The sequence below is a fragment of the Pseudoalteromonas sp. JC28 genome, from assembly GCF_013319255.1.
Classification (GTDB): domain Bacteria; phylum Pseudomonadota; class Gammaproteobacteria; order Enterobacterales; family Alteromonadaceae; genus Pseudoalteromonas.
Genome location: NZ_QOKX01000007.1, coordinates 487,971 through 509,729, shown reverse-complemented (window position 1 = coordinate 509,729; position 21,759 = coordinate 487,971). Strand labels below are relative to the sequence as shown.

Sequence of the window (21,759 nt, the reverse complement as noted above, 5' to 3'; positions counted from 1 at the left end):
AATAGAGACTTTTAGAAATTAAGACAATAAGGGCTTAAGGTACTTACCTGTATGCGAAGCTGCAAAGTTAGCCACCGTTTCAGGCGTACCTGAGACGAGTATTTGACCACCTCCAGCTCCCCCCTCTGGACCTAAGTCCACAATCCAGTCTGCGGTTTTGATGACATCTAGATTGTGCTCGATAACCAACACTGTATTACCATGATCGCGCAAACGATGTAATACCGCGAGTAGCTGTTGAATATCATGGAAGTGCAGACCTGTGGTTGGCTCATCGAGAATGTAGAGTGTTTTGCCGGTATCTCGTTTTGATAGTTCACGAGCGAGCTTAACACGCTGCGCTTCACCACCGGACAAAGTCGTGGCGGCTTGCCCTAAACGAATGTAGGAGAGGCCAACGTCCATTAAAGTTTGTAGTTTGCGATTGATTGCGGGAATCTTATCAAAAAATTCCCGGGCGTCCTCAACTGTCATTTCCAACACTTCGTGGATATTTTTACCTTTATACAGTACTTCCAGTGTTTCACGGTTATAGCGCTTACCAGTACAGACATCGCAAGGAACATAGACATCCGGCAGGAAGTGCATCTCAACCTTGATAACTCCATCGCCTTGACAGGCCTCACAGCGACCGCCTTTAACGTTAAAACTAAAGCGGCCAACCTTATAACCGCGTGAACGCGATTCTTGTGTTCCTGCAAATAATTCGCGGATAGCGGTAAAGATCCCTGTATAAGTTGCTGGGTTTGAACGTGGTGTGCGACCGATAGGACTTTGATCAATATCGATAACTTTATCGAAGTGATCTAGCCCATGAACTGATTCATATGGTGCAGCTTCTTGCGTTGTTGCACCGTTTAATTCCTGATGAGCAAGCTTGAATAGGGTGTCATTAATGAGGGTAGATTTACCAGAACCAGATACCCCTGTTATGCAGGTCATTAGACCAACTGGTACTTTTAAATCGACACTTTTTAGGTTGTTGCCCGTCGCGCCTTTAAGCTCAAGCCACTTGTCATCACATTGATGACGTTGCGCTGGAACTTCAATGCATTTCTCGCCACTGAGATATTGACCAGTTAATGAGTCTTTACTTTGCATTATCTCATCGCGAGTTCCCTCAGCGACGACATAGCCGCCGTGTACGCCGGCGCCTGGACCGATATCGATGATGTGATCGGCTGCACGAATGGCATCTTCGTCGTGCTCTACCACAATCACGGTGTTGCCAAGATCTCTTAAGTGCGTGAGTGTTTTAAGTAAACGGTCGTTATCGCGCTGATGTAGACCAATTGAAGGCTCATCCAATACGTACATTACCCCCACGAGGCCGGCGCCAATTTGGCTTGCAAGACGGATCCGCTGAGCTTCACCGCCAGATAAAGTATCAGCGCTACGCTCCAAAGAGAGATAGTTTAGGCCAACATTGATCAAGAAAGATAAACGGTCACGGATCTCTTTGAGTATTTTGTCCGCAATTTGTGCTTTTTGACCTGTGAGTACTAAGTCGATAAAAAATTGACTAGCTTCGCCAATACTCATCGTTGTTACAGTTGGCAGGTTGGTCGAGCCGATAAATACATGGCGAGCTTCTTCGCGCAGGCGTGAGCCATGGCAACTTGGGCACGCTTGGCTGGTTTGATATTTGGCAAGCTCTTCTCTTACTGAACTGGACTCCGTTTCCCGATAACGGCGATTCATGTTGTTTAACACGCCTTCGAACTCGTGATTGCGGGTGATAAGATCGCCTCTGTCATTACGATACTTAAACGCGATTTTAGTTTTGCCTGAGCCTTCTAAAACCACTTTTTGAAATTTACTCGGCAGATCCTGAAATGGCGTTTCTAAATCAAATCCATATTGCTCGGCAACCGAACTTAGCATCTGAAAATAGTAAAAACTGCGTTTATCCCACCCTTTGATTGCACCGCCAGACAAGCTTAGTTCTGGGTTTTGCACTACACGTTTGGGATCAAAATACTGCTTTACCCCCAAACCATCACAGCTTTGGCACGCACCTGCAGGGTTATTGAAAGAAAACAGTCGTGGTTCAAGTTCGCTCATGGCATAGCCACAAGTTGGACAGGCAAAGTTGGCCGAGAAGATCAGTTCGTCTGCGTCGCTATCATCCATATAGGCGATTTGCGCAATGCCATCAGCCAAATCAAGCGCGGTTTCAAAAGATTCGGCTAACCGCTGCTCAAGCCCTGCTTTGACTTTGAAACGATCCACCACGACTTCTATGGTATGTTTTTTCTGTAACTCTAGCGTTGGTGGATCTGAGAGATCGCACACCTCGCCATCAATACGTGCACGAATAAAACCTTGGCTCGCAAGCTCTTCTAGCAGTTTTACGTGCTCACCTTTACGGTTTTTCACCACCGGTGCAAGCAGCATGAGTTTGCTACCCTCGGGTAGCGCTAACACAGTATCAACCATTTGACTGATGGTTTGTGCGGCTAACGGTAAATCATGCGTAGGGCATCTCGGTTCACCCACTCGGGCAAAGAGTAACCTTAAATAGTCGTATATTTCGGTAATGGTTCCCACGGTTGAGCGTGGGTTATGAGAAGTCGACTTCTGTTCAATGGAAATCGCGGGAGACAAGCCCTCAATGTGATCCACATCTGGTTTTTCCATCAGCGATAAAAACTGCCTCGCGTACGCAGACAAAGACTCAACATAACGACGCTGGCCTTCTGCGTATAAAGTGTCAAATGCTAAAGACGACTTCCCTGAGCCAGAAAGACCCGTGATCACTATCAACTTGTCTCTTGGAATGGTGAGTGAAATGTCTTTTAAATTGTGGGTGCGGGCACCCCTAACTTCTATTTTATCCATACGACCCTTGTGTTTTTTCGTGCGCTGTACTGAGTACGCGATACTAATCCACTAAATTGAAACCTGGATCAGTCAAAGCATGATGTGAAGTGAACAGATTACCGCATCCCGAATACAAAATTAAGTTATCTCTGCTAAACGAACTAAACTTATTAAACCGATCAACTTGGGATATTGATTTTGTATCGACTTTTATTGCTTTTGGCGCTGCTTTGCCAAAATGTCTTCGCCTGTGAGCTGGTGGTACGGTTTGAGAATTATGCTGCGCAGTCTAAGTTAAATGACGACCTTGTTTGGCACGGTATGGATGTTGATTTCGCTAAAGCCTTGTTGGATGAAGCAGGGTGTAGCTATCGTTTCGTAAGTATTCCTTGGGGTCGGGCGCTGAAGCTTTTAGAGGAGGGCGATATCGATCTTATTTTGAGCGTCACAAAAACACCGGTACGTGAACAGTTTGCGCATTTTATTGGTCCTCAACGAATGGAAACGATTGTTTTTGCAATGAACTCAGGCGAGCCTCATCAGCTTGACTCACTTGAGTCGTTATTCCATCTGTCAAAGCCCATCGCTATTCAGCGTAATGCTTATTACGGTGAGGCGTTTACAGCTCGCCTTGCGCGTCGTACCGACAGTGAAACACAATTTATTTATGTACCCGACAATCAGGTAAAATTGAATTTGCTCAAAAAAGGACGGATAGCAGGGTTTTTAGAAGAAAAATTCAACATCCTGTATCAAAGTAAAAATAACCCTGATTTTGAAAAGTTTGCGATTAGCCCGTTGGTTATTAACGAAAACCCAGTATATTTTGCCTTTAGCAAGGCACGCACCTCGAGCGAGCGTTTGCAGCGTTTGAGTCAAGCATTTGAACGGGTTAAACGTAGCGGAAAATTAGATCAGATCACGGCCAAGTACGGCACCAACTAGCGCTTTTTTCTCTCGAAGTAAGTCGTTCAAATTCATGATGGTAACAATCGCATTGCAAAGATCCGTTCGCGCTAGTGTAAGTTAAGAAAAGAGTTTGTTAAACTTGCGCGTGATTTTCGATAGTGATGAATACCGCCTTATGTCTAATGACTCTTTAAATCCAACTGAAAAGCGCGCCGCGATTTCTCTTGCTGGCGTTTTCGCTTTCCGCATGCTTGGTTTGTTTATGCTGATGCCTGTGTTAGCTGTTTACGGCCAGTCTTTACAGGATGTCTCGCCACTGTGGATTGGTTTGGCTATTGGTGCTTATGGTTTGACTCAAGCTGTACTCCAGATACCTATGGGTTGGTTGTCTGATAAGTTCGGTCGTAAGCCAATCATCATTGGTGGGTTGTTGGTATTTGCATTAGGATCCGTTATCGCGGCATTAGCGGATTCAATCTATTGGGTGACATTTGGTAGAGCCCTACAGGGCATGGGCGCGATTGCAAGTGCTTTACTTGCGCTTGCTGCGGATTTGAGCCGTGACGAGCAGCGTCCGAAGGTAATGGCGGTCATTGGCATGTGCATTGGTATGAGCTTTGCTGTAGCCATGTTATTAGGACCAATGATTGCAGCGTCTTTTGGTATCGCAGGGATCTTCTGGTTGACGGCGGTATTAGCAATTGTAGGTATCGCTATCATTACCTTTATGGTGCCAAATGCGGTAAATAAAGCCCCTAAAGGCGACACAATTGCAAGCTTTGCAGATATTCGTCGCTTGGTGCAAAACCCACAGTTACTGAGGCTTGACCTTGGGGTGTTGCTATTGCATTTGACGCTGACTACAATTTTTGTAGCTTTGCCTGGTCAGTTGATCCGTGATGGTCTTGCTGCAGATAGGCACTGGCAACTTTATATTCCGGTATTTTTACTCGCCTTTATTTTGATGGCACCGATGATGATAGTGGCGATCCGCAAACAAAAAGAAAAGCAGACATTCTTGCTGTCTATTGCAATGCTAGTGGTAAGCTCGGTTACTTTGTATTGCTTTGTAGATTCACTTTGGGTGATCGCAGGTGCAATGCTGGTCTATTTTATTGCCTTTAATTTTCTCGAAGCAACTATGCCTGCGTTGGTTTCTCGTATAGCTCCAGCAAACCAAAAGGGATCGGCGATGGGAGTATTTTCATCTGGCCAGTTTCTTGGTGCATTTATAGGCGGTGCTTTAGGTGGTATTTTGGCGCAAAATTTTGCGGTCGATACGATATTTGCGGCAACGGCCATTATTGGGGTAATATGGTTTGTTATCGCATGGGGTATGCAAGTGCCACCTAAGAGCAAAGCAATCAGCTTAGTTTCTGCTGTAGAAAATGAGCAACAAGCGACGGAATTGGCAGACCAATTGGTTTCATTACCTGGGGTACTTGAGGCCACGGTAGTGAGAGATGAGAATCGTAGCTACCTAAAAGTAGATGATAAAATTTTTGATTTGAAGCAAGCCAAGCAAGTGCTGGGCTTGTCATAGTGTGAGGAGACAATGCCATGGCACGTGGTGTTAATAAAGTAATTTTGGTAGGTAATCTGGGCCAAGATCCTGAAGTTCGCTATATGCCAAACGGTAACGGCGTGGCTAACATCAGCATTGCAACTACGGATAGCTGGAAAGATAAAAACACCGGTCAATTGCAAGAGCGCACAGAATGGCACCGTGTTGTGTTGTTTGGCAAACTTGCGGAAGTTGCGGGTGAGTATTTAAGAAAAGGCTCGCAGGTTTACATTGAAGGTCGTCTACAGACTCGTAAGTGGACAGATCAAAGCGGCCAAGAAAAGTACACAACGGAAATCGTGGTGGACATGGGTGGCCAAATGCAAATGCTAGGTGGCCGTGGCGAGCAGCAGGGTCAAGGTGGCGGCCAGTACCAAGGTGGTCAACAGCAGCAAAATAATTATGGCCAGCAAAGCTATAATCAAGCGCCTCAGCAGCAATATTCGCAGCCACAGCAAAGCCAGTCAAACCAGCAGCAAAGTGGATTCGCACCACAGCAATCGCAACAGAATTCTCAGCAGTCTTCTGGATTTGGTGGCCAGTCTCAAGGTGGCTTTGCACCACAACAGAACCAAAACAATGGTCAATCAGGTGGTAGCTCAAATCCTATGGAGCCACCAATTGACTTTGATGATGACATTCCGTTCTAGTCTTCCAACCTTTACAGTGTAAAGAAGCATCTACGAAAACCCTAGCATCATGCTGGGGTTTTTGTTTTTTTACTGGTATAAATATCTCTAAGAGAATAGTGAAGAGTAAGCTTAGATAAAGCTTACCATCTTGTACGATTATTAAACTTAACGCATTTCTAGTTTTGGCTCAGTTGCTTATCCTTTCTGTACAATTAAAAGCCGCATCTCGCTTGAGTTTTGCACTATTTTGAACAACACTTCAGTTATCTTTCCACCCAATAAAAACATTATGCCAATTCAGCTGTTAGATGGATTTCGTCGTCAGTATCAAAAAAAGCTAGTCGCGGTAAGTTTGGCGGTGTTGTTGTGTCTAAATTTCCTTCTTAATCATTTACTGCACCTTCAGGTTCACACGCAAGGCGAAGAAGCCGCGGCTGAAATTTCTCAGCTATCAGCTGAAGCTTTTGCTGCGGGAGTAAGTGAAATAGCTACGAAGTATGGTTTTTCATTGTTACCTGTTGCGAATGCAGAAGAGCACCAATTTGTTGCCAATGACCAAACCGTTACCTTGTACCATGAATCTATATGGATAAGTCATGGATATATATTGATATTTTTCAATTTATTGTCAATTGGACTGGTGTTATTCGTACATCGGTGGTGGTTTTTATACGGTAAGGTTGAGTCTACCTCACATGCGCAAAAGCCTGTGGCTTTACCAGCCCCCGCTCCAGAAGGGCAGTATGCATTATTTGCGTTAATCCATTGGCAGTGCAGTACGCCTAAAGAAGTTGATCTGCAGTTACATTTTCAGCTTGCGCTGGTTAAAGGCGTTGGAGAGTTTGGGACTGTGGCAGTTAAATATCTGGCTTCAGGGGCATTAGCCGTGACAGTAAAGCAGATTGGGGCGACTAAAGGTATGGATTTGGCAAAGCAAATGCACGAAATCGTTTATCGAGTACTACTAGAGTTTCGGGGAGATTTATCTCGCAGCAAAGTGAAGCTTGGCGCTTGTTTTTATCAGGAAAATAAACAACAAACACAGGTTTATCAAAGCGCAAAATCAGCGCTCTCAATTGCGCAAAATCAAGTGTGGCAACATACTCATCTAGTGCATCTCACAGAGTTATTGGCAAAACGCCTTAACGAAGACGGTGAAGCTTTGCTGAGTTATTTGAAAGCCGGACAGTTTTCCTTATTCTTCCAGCCGTTGTTCGACTTTTTAGCCGAAGACGTAATTGTAAGCGAAGCGCTACTAAGAGTGACTCACAAAGAAATGGGGCGAATTTCGGCCAAGCAGGTGATGCAACACCTTTATACCTCAGAGCAATTTCAGTTTCTGGATAGAGCGATAGTGAAGCAGGTGTTGTCTGTTTATGAGCAGGAAAGGAGTTTTGGTAAGGTAAGCATTAACTTACATATTTCGAGTTGGGTGGATAGTCAGTTTATTGAGTGGCTCGAGGGGCAGCTCATTGCATCTCATAGCGGGGCGGCAATTGGGTTTGAACTTAGCATAGAAGAGGTCTATCAACATGGAGAACGTTTGCAGGCGGCTTTTGATAGGTTGAATCGACTTGGGTGCGATATTTATTTGGATAACGTTACACAGGCTCTGACGCTAGGGCGCACACCGCTTGCCGAGTTGGTAAAAGCTATCAAGCTCAGCTGCGAGCTGGTACACGGCATTGAAAAGTCTGCGTATCGTAAACGCACAGTTAAGCAAATAGTCGCTCAAGCAAGAAGCTTGGGTATTCCCGTGTATGCAGTGGGGGTTGAAACCGTTGCTGAATTGAGTTGTATCAAAGGGCTTGGAGTGAAAGGGGCCCAAGGGCATTATTTTTCCGCACCGTTACAACAGCTCGCTGATATTCACTAAAACGCTAACCGCATGAGCTGATTAGGCCGACTTTTTATTAGTCAAATATCTCAAACCATCTAATCCTTGTAAGCCGCCGGTATGGATTGCGGTGATCACACTGCCTCTTTTGAAGTATCCTTGTTGAGCCAAAGTGAAAATGGCGTAAAACAGTTTACCAGTATAAATAGGCTCAAGAGGCAAACGATATTTTACCTTCATTTCATGACAAAAACTCAGCAATTCAGGTGTAGTCTTGGCGTAACCTCCGTGGTGAAAATCATGGAGTAGCTGCCATGGCGCGCAGCGCTGAGCTGTGATTAATTCATGTATCTCCTGTGCTAGGTATTCAGCACCTCTTAGTACCGTAACGCCTAGAACCTGCGTGTGATCAGGTAATCCCGAGATTAGTCCTGCCACTGTGCCGCCACTACCTACAGCCGTCATGACATAATCACTTTGAGGCAAGGAATGCGCTAACTCTTCAACGCCTTGCAGTGCAAGTGCATTAGTGCCGCCTTCTGGTATGAGATAAGCATTATTAAACTTGGCTTGCAGAGTTTGAATGTATTCAGGCTGATTTCTTTGCCGATATTCGACTCGACTCACGGGATGAAGTGTTAGCCCGCAAGCGCTTGCCATTTTTAGCGTTGGATTGCGCCAGTCAATCTCTGGGCCTCTAACAATTAAGTGACCTTTGATTGCGAAAAGTTTGCACGCCATGCTAGTAGCATATAAGTGATTGGAAAACGCCCCACCAAAAGTGACTAACTCTTCAAGGCCAGCTTGCTTTAGGTGGAGTATATTGTATTTTAGCTTACGCCATTTGTTTCCTTGGATCACCGGGTGGAGCAAGTCATCACGCTTAACCTGCAACGTTAAACCGTATTTTTCCAATGTCGGGTGGTGAATAGTTTGGATCGGTGACTCGGCGATATTGGTGATGGTTTGCATGATGAAATCAGTCTGATATTTTGCACATATAATAAATAACCCGAGCGTTTCACTCCAGAGGTTATCATACATCCTTGATTACCTATCTTCTATTTTGGACTTGAATTAGTAACACATCGCGATGTTAGAGAAAAATAGACAAAATCTCAGCTAAAAACTGGCAAGACGCTGGTTAATAGTTGTAAACTCAGATATTAATTGTGCAAAGCTTGTGTTTTACTTTGTAAGTACATAGCATAGAGCCCTAACTATAAGAAATAACAAGACCAAACAATTGCCGCTGTTGGGAATGGAACATATGCGAATTGCTCCTTTAACTTTTATTGTCTCGGCCTCGATCCTGGCCATGGGTACTGTTGCTCAAAGCGCTATGGCGCAAGATACTGCAACGGTCACTGCCATCGAGTCTGAATTGTCTAACAAGCAAAGCGAATTAGACAGATACTCGGTCGTTTTAGAAAAACACCTAGCAGAGGAAACGCGTCTGCAGTCTCAACTTGAGTTATTGAGAAAACGTTCAGGTGAGTTAGACAAAGAAAAAAATCAGGCCCTAGATGCAATGAATGAGTTGTATCGTCGGCTAATTGATGATCCTTCCATTGATATTTCTTCTGCGCAAACGCGGTATCAACAAGCTGTGACAGATCACAAGCAGAACAAAGAAGACATTGCGATGCAAATTGCGGCGATCGCATCACAACGTAAAGATATTGAGCAAGTCCGTGTGACTAAGCACACCTTAGTAAATACGCTTGAAAACTTAAAAGATCAGCTTGGCACAGCGCGAGTAGAGCGACTACGTAATGAGTTTACTCGTGAAGGTACACTAGAAGTAGATCACACGATTAACTGTAAACGCACAGAGACCTTGGCGGCTTGTGAGCAGCGTGGTCAGCAAATGGGGCTTCAAAAAGCTACCAAGCGCTTTATTGACCAGATTTTTGCAAACCTAACCGAGAGTCGTGTTGTTGAGCCAAAACGCAATATGGCTGGCGCGCAGGTTCAAGTGGTTAGCAGCCATGTTGTAAATAGTGGGTTTAGTGGACAAGGCAACTACAACGTTAACCTCAGTGTGACGATGCGTGGTGATGTAAATAGCAGCCGCTTATGTAACTTGTTGAGCTTAGACAATCGTTATTGTGCTGAGTATGGCACTCCGCTTGCCGTAAATTACCAGTCGAACTACTCGACAGTCTACAGTGATAACCAACTGACTTTTTCGGACGAACAAAGTGAGCCGGTTGAAGTTGCGACTATTACAAAGCAGCCCGTCGTGGAGACCCCTCTTGTAAAAAAGTCACAAACGGCTGATAAAACAGTCGAGTTAACTTTAAGATCAAATGTTTACGACGACGAAGTATTTATTAATGGAGTCAGTTACGGCGCGACAAAAACGACAGTAGCAATTCCTGCTGGATTTTATGATGTTGAGATCCGGAAATTAGGTTATGAACCTTATAAAGCACGCATTAACCTACGAGCTGCGCAAACCATTAATGCGAAATTGGTGAAGAAACGCCAATCGGTAACGTCTGTTGTAACGAAAAAGCCTGAGCCTGAAGCGCAACAAGTACAAGTGGTCGCCGTAGCAACCACTGAAAATAAGCTCGCTATTATCCCTGCGGGCACTTTTAAAATGGGCGACCTGACGGGTAATGGTTTACCAAATGAGCGTCCCGTTGTTGAAAAAGTGTTGAGCCATTCATATGCCATGCAGAGCACTGAGGTTACAGTGGCGGCTTTTCGCCGTTTTGCGCAAAGCACAGGATATAAAACCTTAGCCGAACAAGGTAAAGGCTGCGCATACTATAAAAATGGCGAACCGGTTTGGGAGCTTGAATATAATTGGGAAAACCCAGGTTACGAGCAATCAGATAATTTTCCCGTTGTGTGTGTTGCCTATGACGATGCCAAAGCATATGCCAACTGGTTATCTGGTGAAAAAGGGCAGCAATTTAGATTACCCAATGAAGTTGAATGGGAATATGCGGCGCGTGCAGGCACTGCATCTGAGTACCCATGGGGTAATGAAATCGGAAGAAACCTAGCTAATTGTGGTTGGTGTGGCAGTGAGTGGTCTAATAAAAGTCCTTCACCAGTTGCCCAATTTTCACCGAATAGCTATGGCTTATATGATACTGTAGGAAACGTTTGGGAGTGGACGCAAAAGCGTGCTTCTCAGAGCGATGTTACAGTGCGTGGCGGTGCATGGAACTTCGCGCCGAGTTTGGCTCGAGTGTCAACTCGCTTAGCGTTAGCGCCAGATTTTAGAGCGAATTATATAGGTTTTCGACTTGTTCGAGAGCGATAAGTAGTAAATTAAGAGCAGCAGGTGATGCTGCTTTGTTTGACAGAATTCTGAAAGGTCACCCAGCCTCATGTTTAAAAAATTACGCGGATTATTTTCTAACGATCTCTCTATCGATTTAGGGACGGCAAACACACTTATTTATGTAAAAGAAGAAGGCATCGTACTGAATGAGCCATCGGTGGTGGCAATTCGTCAGGAGCGAGCTGGTGGCCCAAAAAGCGTTGCATCAGTGGGTACTGCGGCTAAGCAAATGCTAGGTCGAACGCCGGGTAACATCAAAGCTATTCGCCCGATGAAAGACGGGGTGATTGCAGACTTCTATGTAACAGAAAAAATGTTACAGCACTTTATCAAACAGGTGCACAATAATAACTTCATGCGTCCAAGCCCTCGTGTACTTATTTGCGTACCTTGTGGTGCAACGCAAGTTGAAAAGCGTGCTATCCGTGAATCCGCAATGGGTGCTGGTGCACGTGAAGTGTACTTAATTGAAGAGCCAATGGCTGCTGCAATTGGTGCTGGCTTACCAGTATCTGAAGCAACGGGTTCAATGGTTGTTGATATCGGTGGTGGTACGACGGAAGTGGCGATTATCTCACTAAATGGTGTTGTTTATTCGTCTTCAGTACGTATCGGTGGTGATAAGTTTGATGAAGCGATTATTAACTATGTACGTCGTAACTTCGGAAGTCTAATTGGTGAAGCGACGGCTGAGCATATCAAACATGAAATAGGCTCAGCGTTTAAGAGTGAAACACCGATTGAGATTGAGGTTCGCGGCCGTAACTTAGCTGAGGGGGTACCACGCTCTTTCACACTCAATTCGCATGAAATCCTAGAAGCGTTACAAGAGCCTTTGATGGGGATTGTAAGTGCAGTAATGGTTGCGCTAGAGCAGTCGCCACCAGAGCTTGCCTCTGATATTTCTGCCCACGGCATGGTATTAACAGGTGGTGGCGCATTACTCAAAGACTTAGACCGTTTGTTGATGGAAGAAACCGGTATTCCAGTGGTGGTTGCCGATGATCCATTAACTTGTGTGGCAAGAGGTGGTGGTAAAGCGTTAGAGATGATAGACATGCACGGTGGTGACGTATTTAGTTACGACTGATGAATTTATTATTTGGCCGAACCGTTCCTTTACAACTGCGACTTTCTGTCGCAGTTGTGCTTAGTATTATTCTGATCATTGGTGACCGTTACACAGTTGGTGGGACTATGGTGCGAACCAGTTTAAACACTTTGGTCAGTCCGCTACTGTACGTTGCTAACATTCCTTATGAAGCGTTCAACTTGGGCCTGAAAAGTCTCAATACCAGAGAAAAGCTGCAACAAGAAAACCAAGCACTCAGAGAAAAACAATTAATACAGAGTGAGCAATTACAGCAACTTCAGTTTTTGCAAAAAGAAAATCAAGAATTGCGCGCCTTATTAGGTGCTTCGGCTAGGGAAACCAATCAACGTTTAATATCTCAAGTGTTGTCTGTTCATTCGAACCCTTATAGTCATCAGGTGGTGATTAATCGCGGTACTATTGATGGGATAAGCGAAGGGCAGGCTGTTATTGACGAAATGGGCATTGTTGGGCAGCTAACTCAAGTCGGTACAACGACCTCAAGAGTGCTGCTTATGACAGATACCACCCATGCGACACCGGTCAGAATATTGCGTAATGACGTTCGCACTGTGGTTGAGGGGACGGGTAAAATCAATAATGTTCGCCTTGCTCATGTACCGCATAGCATGGATATTCGCATTGGCGATGTGTTGGTCACTTCCGGGCTTGGTGGTACTTTCCCTGAAGGCTATCCGGTGGCTGTAGTTACTGAGATAGACCGAGACGAAGGCCTACCATTTGCACAAGTACAGGCAGAGCCGATTGCACAACTAGATCGCATTCGCTTACTCGTGGTGTTAGGTAAACGCAGCCAAGAGGCAATAAATCATGAGTAAACATAGCAACTTATTGATTGCATTGAGTGTCTTTGTTGCGTTAATCATGGCACTTATGCCGTTGCCTTTTTCACTTGAACCATTTCGTCCTGACTGGGTATTATTGGTGTTGATGTACTGGTCTTTGGCCGTTCCTCACCGTGTGAATATTGGTTGGGCTTGGATGACTGGCCTGATAATAGACTTAGCGATGGGCGCACCACTCGGGGTGAACTCGTTGACCTATTCCATTTGTATTTATATTACCGCCAGCAACTTTCAGAAAATTCGTAATTTCTCCATCTGGCAGCAAGCAGTGCTGATCGGGCTATTTCTCGCGCTCTATCATTTGTTACAATTTTGGCTTAATCATTTCTTGCTTGATATCTACTTTAACCCGCATTATCTGTGGCCTGCGGTTACGGGCATGGTGTGCTGGTTGTGGATATTCCCACTGCTGAGAAAATATCGTAGACAGTTTAGGATCAGATAATGTCTATCTCTTTATATTTAGCTTCGGCTTCTCCACGTCGCAAAGCGCTACTTTCTCAGCTGGGCTATTCGTTCGAGCAATTTAGTGTTGATGCTGATGAAAGTCCGCTAGACGATGAAAGCGCATTACAGCTTGTAGAGCGTTTAGCGTGTTTAAAAGCGCAATCAGGTGTGGCGCTAGGGTATACCGACAAGCCGGTTCTTGGCAGTGACACTGTGGTTGTCATTGACGGAGAAGCGCTTGGTAAGCCTCGTGATAAAGCGGATTTCAAAGCGATGATGCAGCGTCTTTCTGGTAATACGCATCAGGTGATGACGGCGATTGCACTTGCAGATACAAGCAAAGTACTGAGCGATGTGATTGTGACCAATGTGACTTTTAAAACGCTGAGCGAAACTGAAATTGATGCCTACTGGGACACCAACGAGCCGCAAGATAAAGCGGGTGGTTATGGGATCCAAGGGGTAGGTGGACGCTTTGTAACTGAGATCCAAGGTAGCTATTTTGCAGTTGTCGGCTTACCTTTATATGAGACAGACGAATTAATTCAACGGTTTTTAAAATAAAATATGAGTAGCGAACTACTAATCAATGTCACCCCAAGTGAAAGTCGCGTAGCCTTAATCGAAAATGGGGTGCTGCAAGAAGTTCAAGTTGAACGGATCGGTAACCTAGGCATCGTCGGTAATATTTATCTTGGCAAAGTAAGCCGAGTTCTTCCTGGTATGCAGGCTGCTTTTGTGGACATCGGTTTGGAAAAAGCGGCATTCCTACATGCGTCAGATATCGTGAACAGCGCTTCTATTGAAGAGGGGGTGGCCGAGTCCCCAGTTAAGAAAGTGCAGGACATTCGTGAGCTGGTGAAACAAGGCCAGTTCATTATGGTACAAGTAGTCAAAGATCCGCTTGGCACAAAAGGCGCTAGACTGACAACGGATATCACTATTCCCTCACGTTATTTGGTGTTTATGCCTGATGCGACGCATGTGGGAGTGAGTCAACGTATTGAAACCGAACAAGAGCGTGACCGGTTAAAAGAGATCGTTGCACAATATAATGACGAAAACGGTGGTTTTATCGTTCGTACCGCTGCTGAAGGCGCTTCGGAAGCAGAGTTACAGCATGATGCGGAGTTTTTGAAAAAGCTTTGGCAGAAAATTGTAACTCGCCGCCGCAAAACGAGCAAAGCAAAAATTTTGCATGAGGATCTTACCTTAGCATTTCGCACCTTGCGTGATTATGTTGGTGAGGACATGGAGCGTATCCGTGTTGACTCAAAGTTAACTTACCAAGAGCTAAAACTTTTCACTGAAGAGTTTGTTCCCCAGCTCGCAAGTGCACTTGAGTATTACCCAGGTGAGCGTCCCATTTTTGACTTGTTTGATGTTGAAACTGAGATCCAAAAGGCACTACATCGAAAGGTTGAGTTAAAGTCTGGTGGCTACCTTATCATTGACCAAACAGAAGCAATGACAACGGTTGATGTCAATACTGGCGCGTTCGTTGGCCATCGTAACCTCGAAGAGACGATTTTTAATACCAATGTTGAAGCAACGTCAGCAATTGCGCGGCAACTAAGGTTACGAAACCTTGGTGGTATCATTATTATCGACTTTATTGATATGGTATCTGACGAGCATAAACGCCGAGTATTGCACTCTTTAGAAACTGCGTTGTCTAAAGACCGAGCGAAAGCCAATATCAATGGACTCTCTGCACTTGGTCTTGTAGAAATGACCCGCAAGCGCACGCGCGAAAGTCTAGAGCATATTCTTTGTGATGTGTGTCCATCTTGCTCCGGTCGTGGTTCACTAAAAACGGTCGAAACCGTTTGTTATGAGATCCTACGGGAAATCGTGCGTGTGAATCGTGCTTATGATGCCGACAAGTTTATGGTTTATGCCTCGCCAGCGGTGAGCGAAGCCTTGATCAACGATGAGTATCATAATTTAGCTGAGCTTGAATTATTTATTGGTAAGCAGGTTAGCATTCAAACTGAGAGCTTATATAGCCAAGAGCAGTTTGACGTAGTAATGATGTAAAGGGTAGCGGTACATGCAGGCTAAGGCCGTCTGTTTTTTCTGCCTGCGTAAAGCGTGGCAAATATTTGCGATCACTTTAGTGACACTCGCGGTGCTGGTGTCTGCGCTGAAGTACGCCTTGCCCTATGTTAATGATTATAGAAGTAACATCGAAGCGCTGATCCAAAAGCAACTGAATGTTGATATTAGTATTGGCCAGATCAGTGCGAGTTGGGAAGGCAATGGGCCTGCTCTGGTGTTGGAATCGCTCTCTTTTAAAGACAATAAAGACTCGCCAATCTCCATTAATATTGCCAAAACCTCTTTGCAGCTCAATGTATTTGAGTCTGTACGACAAATGCAGATCGCATCTAACTATTTTGTACTGGAAGGGTTTGAGGCCGATATAGATCTGAGCAAATTAAGCGCGGCTCAAGATCAAGGTGCTTTTGAGCAGCAAGCATTAATTGAAAGCCTTTTCTTAGGTGATGTTGGGCATTTTGCGGTGCAAAACAGTCGTCTTAATATCACCTTTTCTAGTGGTAAGACCCACAGTTTATTATTGAAAGATTTGGTGTGGCAAAACTCTAGTGCATTACATGAGGGGGCAGGAGAAATCGCATTACCTGGGTTTTCTCAAGGCCAGTTTAACGCTCGTCTTTCTTTGTCGGGGCGAAAGCTACGTGAATTGGCGGGGAATATCTATGTATCCGCGGATAAGGTTAATCCGGTCGATTGGTTAGAAGAGCTTATCACCTTAGCACATCCTGATCTTAAAGCAGACATCAATGCTCAGCTATGGCTAGGCTTTGAGCAAGGTACGTTGCAAGATATTACAGTGGATATCAAACCCAGTACGTTGACTTGGCAAGAAGACGAAAATCAGCGCTCATTGGTATTAGACGATGCGCAATTTCTGTTAAAGCCAGATCAGCAAGGTTGGTGGGTGCAAAGTAGTGGTATCCAGTTTAGTCGCAATCTAGAAGCGCTTGCTCCTATTTTATTTGAAGCGAAATGGCATAAAGATAACAAGACCTTTTGGTTAAAGGATATTAACGCCAACTTTTTAGCTGAGTTAGCACAACTTGCTAAATTCCCTGGACGAGATTTGCTGTATGGCATGAATCCCAATGGTCAACTGAGCGCAGCGAAATTCAGTCTTGGTACTAATAACGCTTTTGCGGCATGGGGAGTTATTGAAGAGATAGCTTTTGAGCCATTTCATGGGATCCCGGGAATTTATGGTACCAGATTAGAGGTGAGTGCGACTGATGAGCAAGTTAGGCTCAATTTAAGTGCTGAACAAACTGAATTACTATCCAAAGAGACCTTCAAAGATAATATTAAGCTCCAGCAGCTCAGTGGTGATGTCTATATTCGCAATCAACAAGCACAAGGCTGGCAAGTTTCCAGTCCCAACTTTTGGCTTAGTAATCAAGACGTAGCGTTAGCTACAGAATTTTCCTTGCAGTTATCAGATGACCCTCGGCTTGATTTATATGCGGAGCTACTCGGTGGGCGTGGTGAAATCGCTTCACAGTACTTTCCTGTCAGTATTATGCGTAAAAGCTTAGTTGACTATTTAGAAGCAGGGATCCAAGGTGGTCAGCACTTGCAGACTCAAGTCTTACTGAGTGGGGCGCTTTCACAATTTCCATTCGCTGATAAGCAAGGTCAGTTTGAAGTTAAATCACGTTTGAATGATATTACTTTTGGTTTTGCACCGGATTGGCCTAGCGTTACTTCAGGGGATGTCACACTACACTTCGAAAACGAAAGAATGGATATCTACGCACACCGTGGAGAACTTGTTAATCAAAGTATTGATGAGGGTGTCATTGTGAGTATTGCGGATCTAAATCACGCTGATGTGCTGACTGTTGATATTAGTCACTCCACAGAAGCGAGCACGCTACAGCCTTTCTTTGCGGCAACGCCGCTCGCAGATCCACTCGCGAATATATTAGATATTGTTCAAGGTAAAGATGATGCAAAAGGGGATGTGCAATTGGTCGTCGACCTGAAATCAGGTGCCGTACATGCTAAAGGTGACATCTACCTAGACAACAATCCTGTTTTTTTGGCAAAGCCTGGGATGCAATTACAGCAAGTGAAAGGTGTGGTTAGCTTCGATGATGACACTATCAAAGTGAATAATTTGACCGCTAAGTGGCTGGACATGCCCCTGTCGTTGGACTTATCAGGAAGCGGAGATAAGCAAAATTATCAAGTCACGACCAAGGTCAGTCTTGAAGCTGGGGTTGAGCAACTGCAACCGCACGCAAATGGAATTATTGACGGCTACTTTGAAGGCAATAGCGTGCTGAGCACTGAGCTTATCCTTAATTTTGCCAATGCAGGATTTAACTATAAAGCCAAATTTGCTAGTGACTTACGGGGGATCGCGAGTCACTTACCCGATCCATTCGGCAAACCTGCTGATCAAGCTAAACTGCTAAGCGGCACAGTATTAGGGGATGATATTTCGAATCTTGTTACGGCAAGCCTAGATAATCAATTGTATTTTAATGGCATCGTTGAAAATGGATCCGGTGCGATGCGTAATGCACACCTGATAATTGGCAGTAAAGATGAAGGCTTAAATGCATCCGGTTTTGATATCACAATCAAACAACAAGAAGTCGAGCTGTTGCCTTGGTTACCACTGATCAACCGCATTATCAAAGCGCCAAGTTCAGGTTCCGACCCTGCATTTCTACCAGCACTGAATCAGGTAAATGGTTCTTTCTCAAAAGTAACATTCTCTGAGATCCCTTTCCATGATGTTGACTTTACTATGGCCGCGATTGACGGCGCGATGCAGCTTAAAATCAATAGTAAAGAAATGCGCTCACAAGTGGCTATTCCAGCGTCAAACTCAAGCCGGCCTATTCACATTAATAGTGATTATTTACGTCTAAATTTACCTAAGTCGGAGCCGCAAGCTCAAGAGACGGTGGAAAAAGACGTTCACTCATTAGATTGGTTGTTGAGCTTACCTGCAACCGAATTTGTGTGCGGTGACTGTAAAGTTGATGAATATCAGTTAGATCAGGTCAATATGTCGTTGTTTGGGGATGGTAATAGACTCAATATTTCAGAGTTAGTGATTGACAAAAAAGATCATAAACTCAATGCCAGTGGCCGGTTTGAGCAAGGTAAAACGACGCTAAGTGGCGCGTTAAACAGCAATGACTTTGGTGAACTAACGGATGAGTTTGATATTACTTCGACAATTAAAGACTCCCGCGCCAACATAGATTTTGTCCTCAATTGGCAAGGCGCGCCATACGAAATGGATTTACCTAGCCTAGGAGGCGAGTTGACTTGGCGCTTAGGAGAGGGCCACTTGGCAGAAATAAGCGACAAAGGAGCACGTGTCTTTTCATTGCTGAGTTTGGACTCTTTGATCAGAAAGTTACGCTTGGACTTTAGAGATGTGTTTTCTAAAGGTTTTTTCTATAACAGTATGAGTGGTTCGGTACAACTAACGAATGGTATTGCGATCACTGAAGATTCAAAGCTCGATGGCGTGCCTGCGGATCTAACGATACGTGGCTATGCCGATCTCAATACTCACGAAATTAATTATGATTTAGCCGTCGCACCACAAGTCACGTCGAGCTTACCTGTGATTATGGCATGGGCGGTGAACCCTGTGACGGGGTTAGCTGCACTGGCATTAGATAAGGTTATCCACTCGGCGCGAGTGATCTCTGAGATTAATTTTAAAATCACCGGAACGATGCAAGAGCCGGTGGTTACCGAGGTTGATCGTAAGAGTAAAGAAATTGAGTTACCCAAACCGGTTGTGCCTCTTAGTGAAGAAGCTATGCCAGATGGAGCTGATGAGAATATCAGTAAAGAAGCACCAGCAATGAATTCAGAATCACATCCAAGTGCTACACTTAAGCATAGTGAGCAACCTCTTGTGTCGCAAAATAAGGAAAGTGGTAATGGCTAAGGTGATTGCATTGCCAATGTGCTCGGCTAAAGCACCCCAAACAAATATAGATTACCTTAAAAGTCAGCTGGTTAAGTTAGTGGTGGAAGAGCCAACCTTAGTGTGTTTACCTGAAACTTGGCTGGCGTTTTGCGACAATGCGCAACAGGCTTGGGAATATGCGCAGCATAACGAAGCACTGCTCCAAGAGCTCTCAGCGCTTTGTCAACAACATAACATTTGGTTGGCGGCAGGTACCATCGCGATACCAAGCCAGAGCGATAAATATCTGGCTGCGAGTTACTTATTTGATTCGAGTGGCGAAATCGTAGCACGCTATAATAAGATCCATCTGTTTGACGCCGATGTGAGTGACAAAACTAAACAATACCGAGAGTCTGAGCGAACAGAGCGTGGACAGGATGTCGTGGTAGTGGATAGTCCATTTGGCAGAATTGGATTAAGCGTGTGTTATGATCTGCGCTTTCCAGGTTTGTTCCAAATGATGAGAGCGAAGGGAGCTGAGCTATTTTTAGTCCCGAGTGCTTTTACCTGTGCAACGGGTAAGGCACACTGGCAGCCATTATTACAGGCGAGGGCGATAGAAAACCAATGCTATGTAGTTGCAGCCGCGCAAGTTGGTTGTCATGAAAATGGCCGAGAAACCTATGGTCACAGTTTAATTGTATCGCCTTGGGGTGAAGTCTTAATTGACTCTGGTGCGAATTTAGAACCTATTTCACAGCAGCTAGATAGTGCGTTTCTTGATTCGATCCGGCAAAAAATGCCGGTTGCGGATCATAACCGATTTAAAAGTGAGTTTTTATGAGTAATGTAGAGCAGAATTTACTGACCAATAGCCAGCTGACACGTGAGCAATTATCACAGACTCTCGAGTATATTCATCAGCACAAAGTAAATTATGCCGATCTGTATTTTCAATCAAGCTACCACGAAACTTGGGTGCTGGAAGACGGCATAGTCAAAGACGGCAGCTACAACATCGAACGTGGTGTTGGTGTGCGTGCAGTGAGTGGTGAGAAGACTGGCTTTAGTTATTCTGATGCCATCAATATTGAAGCGTTAACCAAAGCAGCAGAAGCTGCGCGTAGCATTGCGCAAGCTGGCGAAAGCAGTAAAGTTCAAGTATTTAGCGATGTAAAAGTACCCATTCAATTTCAACCAGCACAGCCAATTACCAGCATGAGTGATGCGGATAAAGTGGCTTTACTTAGAGAGCTTGAACAGTGCATTCGCGATTTAGCGCCTGAGGCGCAGCAAGTGGTCAGTTCGCTGTCTGCGGTATATGAAGAAGTGTTAATTGCCGCAAGCGACGGTACATTTGCAACCGACATTCGCCCGTTAATACGTTTAAATTGTTCGGTACTCCTTGAGAAAAATGGTCGCAGAGAGCGTGGTAGTGCCGGTGGTGGTGCGCGTTTAGATTATGGTTACTTTAAAGAGTTAGTAGACGGTGCACCGAGATGGATGCAGTTTGCCAAAGAAGCTGTGCGCCAAGCACGCGTGAATCTTGAAGCCATTGATGCACCAGCAGGTGCGATGCCTGTGGTGCTCGGTTCTGGTTGGCCGGGCGTTTTGTTACACGAAGCTGTTGGACATGGCCTAGAAGGTGATTTTAACCGTAAAGGTGCCTCTGCATTCAGTGGCAAAATAGGTGAACAAGTCGCTTCGAGTCTTTGTACTGTGGTGGATGATGGCACAATAGCCGACCGTCGCGGCTCTTTGAATGTGGACGATGAAGGTACGCCAGCGGCATACAACGTACTGATTGAAAATGGTATTTTGAAAGGCTATATGCAAGATAAGCAAAACGCGAGCTTAATGGGCGTGGCGCCTACAGGTAATGCGCGTCGTGAGTCTTATGCCCATTTGCCGATGCCGAGAATGACAAATACCTACATGCTTGCGGGTGAGCACAGTCAAGAAGAGATCATTCGTAGCGTAGATAAAGGCATTTTTGCTAGTAACTTTGGCGGTGGTCAAGTGGATATTACCTCCGGTAAATTTGTATTCTCAGCGTCTGAAGCCTACTTAATTGAGAATGGTAAGATAACCCAACCAATTAAAGGTGCAACGCTTATAGGCAATGGCCCAGAGGTGATGAAAAAGGTCTCTATGGTAGGCAATGACCTTGCGCTTGATAGAGGCGTTGGGGTATGTGGTAAAGATGGTCAAAGCGTCCCTGTGGGAGTCGGTCAACCGAGTTTGAAGATTGACGAAATTACTGTCGGTGGTACAGCGTAATACTACCTGCGATAACTATTCATAAGCAAAAAGTAATAAGCAAAAAGGCGCATCAGC

Annotated in this window: 15 protein-coding genes; 13 read left to right on the top strand and 2 right to left on the bottom strand. The window is 44.9% G+C overall.

Annotation, left to right across the window (positions count from 1 at the left end; genetic code table 11):
• Nucleotides 1-18: 18 nt before the first annotated feature.
• Nucleotides 19-2,841 (bottom strand): excinuclease ABC subunit UvrA, encoded by a 2,823-nt coding sequence (gene uvrA, locus DS891_RS17715; protein ID WP_174170507.1) that lies wholly within the window; start codon nt 2,839-2,841, stop codon nt 19-21.
• A 180-nt stretch (nt 2,842-3,021) separates the two neighbouring features.
• On the opposite strand from uvrA, the gene DS891_RS17710 reads away from it, so the two are divergent.
• From DS891_RS17710 to DS891_RS17695, 4 genes are all read left to right on the top strand, one after another.
• Nucleotides 3,022-3,768: an ABC transporter substrate-binding protein gene (locus DS891_RS17710; RefSeq protein WP_010605950.1), complete on the top strand. Its 747-nt coding sequence runs from the start codon at nt 3,022-3,024 to the stop codon at nt 3,766-3,768.
• A gap of 139 nt (nt 3,769-3,907) precedes the next feature.
• Nucleotides 3,908-5,275 carry an MFS transporter gene (locus DS891_RS17705; protein ID WP_039492994.1) on the top strand — a complete coding sequence of 456 codons (1,368 nt, stop codon included), beginning with the start codon at nt 3,908-3,910 and terminating at the stop codon, nt 5,273-5,275.
• 17 nt (nt 5,276-5,292) lie between these two features.
• Nucleotides 5,293-5,946: a single-stranded DNA-binding protein gene (gene ssb / locus DS891_RS17700; protein WP_174170506.1), complete on the top strand. Its 654-nt coding sequence runs from the start codon at nt 5,293-5,295 to the stop codon at nt 5,944-5,946.
• 271 nt (nt 5,947-6,217) lie between these two features.
• Nucleotides 6,218-7,804, top strand: coding sequence for an EAL domain-containing protein (locus DS891_RS17695; protein WP_174170505.1), 1,587 nt, complete (start codon nt 6,218-6,220; stop codon nt 7,802-7,804).
• Between the two features lie 21 nt (nt 7,805-7,825).
• Here DS891_RS17695 and DS891_RS17690 read toward each other — a convergent pair whose 3' ends face one another.
• The gene (locus tag DS891_RS17690; protein WP_010605946.1) at nt 7,826-8,737 is read right to left on the bottom strand and encodes a 1-aminocyclopropane-1-carboxylate deaminase/D-cysteine desulfhydrase; all 912 of its coding nucleotides are present in this window, start codon (nt 8,735-8,737) and stop codon (nt 7,826-7,828) included.
• 298 nt (nt 8,738-9,035) lie between these two features.
• Between DS891_RS17690 and DS891_RS17685 the strand changes: the two genes are divergently transcribed.
• From DS891_RS17685 to tldD, 9 genes are all read left to right on the top strand, one after another.
• On the top strand, nt 9,036-11,048 hold the full coding sequence (locus tag DS891_RS17685; protein WP_010605945.1) for a formylglycine-generating enzyme family protein: 2,013 nt from the start codon (nt 9,036-9,038) through the stop codon (nt 11,046-11,048).
• 67 nt (nt 11,049-11,115) lie between these two features.
• On the top strand, nt 11,116-12,159 hold the full coding sequence (locus tag DS891_RS17680; protein WP_010376642.1) for a rod shape-determining protein: 1,044 nt from the start codon (nt 11,116-11,118) through the stop codon (nt 12,157-12,159).
• Nucleotides 12,159-13,001, top strand: a complete 843-nt coding sequence (gene mreC / locus DS891_RS17675; protein WP_174170504.1) for a rod shape-determining protein MreC — start codon at nt 12,159-12,161, stop codon at nt 12,999-13,001. Before DS891_RS17680 ends, mreC begins: the two co-directional genes overlap by 1 nt.
• A complete protein-coding gene (gene mreD, locus DS891_RS17670) occupies nt 12,991-13,473 on the top strand; it encodes a rod shape-determining protein MreD (protein ID WP_026001073.1) in 483 nt (160 codons plus the stop codon). Before mreC ends, mreD begins: the two co-directional genes overlap by 11 nt.
• A complete protein-coding gene (locus DS891_RS17665; protein WP_174170503.1) occupies nt 13,473-14,039 on the top strand; it encodes a nucleoside triphosphate pyrophosphatase in 567 nt (188 codons plus the stop codon). Before mreD ends, DS891_RS17665 begins: the two co-directional genes overlap by 1 nt.
• Nucleotides 14,040-14,042: 3 nt before the next feature.
• Nucleotides 14,043-15,515 (top strand): ribonuclease G, encoded by a 1,473-nt coding sequence (gene rng, locus DS891_RS17660; RefSeq protein ID WP_010376650.1) that lies wholly within the window; start codon nt 14,043-14,045, stop codon nt 15,513-15,515.
• A 13-nt stretch (nt 15,516-15,528) separates the two neighbouring features.
• Nucleotides 15,529-19,458, top strand: a complete 3,930-nt coding sequence (locus DS891_RS17655; RefSeq protein WP_174170502.1) for a YhdP family protein — start codon at nt 15,529-15,531, stop codon at nt 19,456-19,458.
• The gene (locus DS891_RS17650) at nt 19,451-20,266 is read left to right on the top strand and encodes a carbon-nitrogen hydrolase family protein (RefSeq protein ID WP_174170501.1); all 816 of its coding nucleotides are present in this window, start codon (nt 19,451-19,453) and stop codon (nt 20,264-20,266) included. The genes DS891_RS17655 and DS891_RS17650 overlap by 8 nt, the downstream gene beginning before the upstream one ends.
• Complete coding sequence (gene tldD, locus DS891_RS17645) at nt 20,263-21,702, top strand: metalloprotease TldD (RefSeq protein ID WP_174170500.1); 1,440 nt, start codon at nt 20,263-20,265, stop codon at nt 21,700-21,702. The genes DS891_RS17650 and tldD overlap by 4 nt, the downstream gene beginning before the upstream one ends.
• The last annotated feature ends 57 nt before the right edge of the window (nt 21,703-21,759 follow it).

Coding starts and splice junctions, on each gene's coding strand:
- DS891_RS17705 (WP_039492994.1), top strand. CDS start 3,908: ATGTCTAATGACTCTTTAAATCCAACTGAAAAGCGCGCCGCGATTTCT.
- DS891_RS17680 (WP_010376642.1), top strand. CDS start 11,116: ATGTTTAAAAAATTACGCGGATTATTTTCTAACGATCTCTCTATCGAT.
- DS891_RS17650 (WP_174170501.1), top strand. CDS start 19,451: ATGGCTAAGGTGATTGCATTGCCAATGTGCTCGGCTAAAGCACCCCAA.
- uvrA (WP_174170507.1), bottom strand. CDS start 2,841: ATGGATAAAATAGAAGTTAGGGGTGCCCGCACCCACAATTTAAAAGAC.
- DS891_RS17690 (WP_010605946.1), bottom strand. CDS start 8,737: ATGCAAACCATCACCAATATCGCCGAGTCACCGATCCAAACTATTCAC.
- tldD (WP_174170500.1), top strand. CDS start 20,263: ATGAGTAATGTAGAGCAGAATTTACTGACCAATAGCCAGCTGACACGT.
- DS891_RS17655 (WP_174170502.1), top strand. CDS start 15,529: ATGCAGGCTAAGGCCGTCTGTTTTTTCTGCCTGCGTAAAGCGTGGCAA.
- DS891_RS17695 (WP_174170505.1), top strand. CDS start 6,218: ATGCCAATTCAGCTGTTAGATGGATTTCGTCGTCAGTATCAAAAAAAG.
- DS891_RS17685 (WP_010605945.1), top strand. CDS start 9,036: ATGCGAATTGCTCCTTTAACTTTTATTGTCTCGGCCTCGATCCTGGCC.
- ssb (WP_174170506.1), top strand. CDS start 5,293: ATGGCACGTGGTGTTAATAAAGTAATTTTGGTAGGTAATCTGGGCCAA.
- rng (WP_010376650.1), top strand. CDS start 14,043: ATGAGTAGCGAACTACTAATCAATGTCACCCCAAGTGAAAGTCGCGTA.
- DS891_RS17665 (WP_174170503.1), top strand. CDS start 13,473: ATGTCTATCTCTTTATATTTAGCTTCGGCTTCTCCACGTCGCAAAGCG.
- mreC (WP_174170504.1), top strand. CDS start 12,159: ATGAATTTATTATTTGGCCGAACCGTTCCTTTACAACTGCGACTTTCT.